The organism is Spongiactinospora gelatinilytica, assembly GCF_003236385.1.
GTDB classification, from domain to species: domain Bacteria; phylum Actinomycetota; class Actinomycetes; order Streptosporangiales; family Streptosporangiaceae; genus Spongiactinospora; species Spongiactinospora gelatinilytica.
The window spans coordinates 1-2,014 of record NZ_POUA01000661.1; the positions used below are offsets into that span (position 1 = coordinate 1).

Annotated in this window: 3 protein-coding genes; 2 read left to right on the top strand and 1 reads right to left on the bottom strand. The window is 68.1% G+C overall.

Annotation, left to right across the window (positions count from 1 at the left end; genetic code table 11):
* Positions 1–625 (bottom strand): ATP-dependent DNA ligase (locus C1I98_RS38350; RefSeq protein ID WP_438672137.1); only part of this gene is annotated, 625 nt, incomplete at its 3' end.
* Between the two features lie 133 nt (positions 626–758).
* Between C1I98_RS38350 and ku the strand changes: the two genes are divergently transcribed.
* Positions 759–1,628, top strand: coding sequence for a non-homologous end joining protein Ku (gene ku / locus C1I98_RS38355; protein ID WP_111172120.1), 870 nt, complete (start codon positions 759–761; stop codon positions 1,626–1,628).
* A gap of 40 nt (positions 1,629–1,668) precedes the next feature.
* The coding region (locus tag C1I98_RS38360; protein ID WP_497846281.1) for an HhH-GDP family DNA glycosylase at positions 1,669–2,014 on the top strand (346 nt) is incomplete at its 3' end.

Sequence of the window (2,014 nt, forward strand, 5' to 3'; positions counted from 1 at the left end):
GGCGTCCCCTCCCCGGACGCCAGCCGCCGATCACCACGTCGCGCATGTCCAGGTTCTTCACCTTGATCCACCATTCCGAGCGTCGCCCCGGCCGGTAAGGGGAGTCCAGCCGCTTGGCGATGACGCCTTCCAGGCCCTTCTCGCGGGTGATGGTGAGCAGTTCGGTGGCGTCCCCGGGAAAGCGCGGCGGTACGTCGATGCCGAGCCGTTCGAGCAGGTCGCGGCGGTCCAGGTACGGGACGTCGAACAGGTCGTAGCCGTCGAGGTGGAGCAGGTCGAACGGCAGGTAGGTGACCGGGACGAACTCCGCGAGCCGCCCCGGATCGGTCACTTGCATCCGCCGCTGGAGGCGCTGGAAGGCGGGCCTTCCGGTGCGGTCGAAGGCGACCAGCTCGCCGTCCAGCACGACCCGGTGCCCGGCGAGGTCCACCGCGAGTCCGGCCACCTCGGGGTAGCGCGAGGTGTAGTCGGCGGCCTGCCGCCCGGTTATCCTGACCTGGGGGTCCTGGTAGTCCTTGTAGACGATGGCGCGGATTCCGTCCCACTTGATCTCCAGCGCGTAACGGGAGCCGTCGGTGGGGAGAGCGCCGGGCACGGCGAGCATCGGAATGACTGGATATGGCATCGGATCCCCCATGACGGGTATGTGCCCCGATGGTGAGATAACCCATCGGGGTGTGGCGGGAGTCGAACCTGAGTGCGAAAATCGGGTGAGCGGCCGGTGGAGGTTCGGGCTCAGGTTCGGATGAGGAGAGGCGATGCGCAGCATCTGGAAGGGCGCGATCTCCTTCGGGCTGGTCACGATCCCCGTGAAGCTCTACTCCGCGACCGAGCAGAAGGACGTCAGCTTCCACCAGGTGCACCGTGAGGACGGTGGGCGGATCCGGTACAAGCGGGTGTGCACCATCGACGGCGAGGAGGTTCCCTACGCCGACATCGCCAAAGGCTACGAGCTGGCCACCGGCGAGATGGTGATCCTCACCGACGAGGACTTCGAGGACCTTCCGCTGTCCACGTCCCGGCGGATCGACGTCCTCCAGTTCACCCCGGCCGAGCAGATCGACCCGATCTACTTCGCCAAGTCCTACTACCTGGAGCCCGACGCGCAGGGGGCCAAGCCGTACGTGCTGCTGCGCGACGCCCTGGAGCGGTCCGGGCAGGTCGCGGTCGTGAAGATCGCGCTGCGGCAGCGCGAGTCGCTGGCGACGCTGCGCGTCCGCGACGGCATCTTCGTGCTGGAGACCATGCTGTGGCCGGACGAGATCCGCCAGGCCGAGTTCGCGTTCCTGGAGGAGGAGATCGACGTCCGGGCGCAGGAGTTGAAGATGGCCGAGTCGCTGATCGAGACGATGGCCTCCGACTTCGACCCCGGCGAGTACCACGACAGTTATCGTGAGGCGTTGCAGCAGGTCATCGAGGCCAAGGTGGCGGGCAAGGAGGTCGTCCAGCCGGAGGGCGCGCCCGAGGAGGCCGGGCCTGCGGTGGACCTCATGGCCGCGCTGCGCGCGAGCGTGAACGCCGCCAAGCGGGAGCGAGAGGGCGCACCGGCCCGCAAGCGTGGGCAGAAGGCCACCGAGGAGAAGGCCGCCGAGGAGAAGCCCAAGCGGAAGTCTCGTAAGTCCGCGTAAGTCTGTTTTTGTGGGTAGCGGGCGGTGGGAGGGATTCTCGATGAGTGATGTCGCTACGGTCCTGAAAACCGCTGGTCAGACCTATGCCGAGCAGGCCGGTATCAAGCTTCGCGACCAGCCGCGTCCGCTCTGGCAGCTCCTGGTGCTGGCCAACCTGCTGAGCGCCCGCATCAACTCCGACGTGGCCGTGGCCGCCGCCCGCGAACTCTTCGCCGCCGGCGGCGACACGCCCAAGGGGATGGCACGGCTGACCTGGCAGGGTCGGGTGGACGCGCTGGGGCGGGGGCACTACGTGCGGTACGACGAGAGCACGTCGAGCCGGCTCGGCGAGTGCGCCGAACTGCTGGTGGGCGAGTACGGCGGGGACATGCGGAAGGTCGCGGGGG

Excerpts from the sequence above, each read along its gene's own strand:
- ku (WP_111172120.1), top strand. The coding sequence starts at position 759 with ATGCGCAGCATCTGGAAGGGCGCGATCTCCTTCGGGCTGGTCACGATC.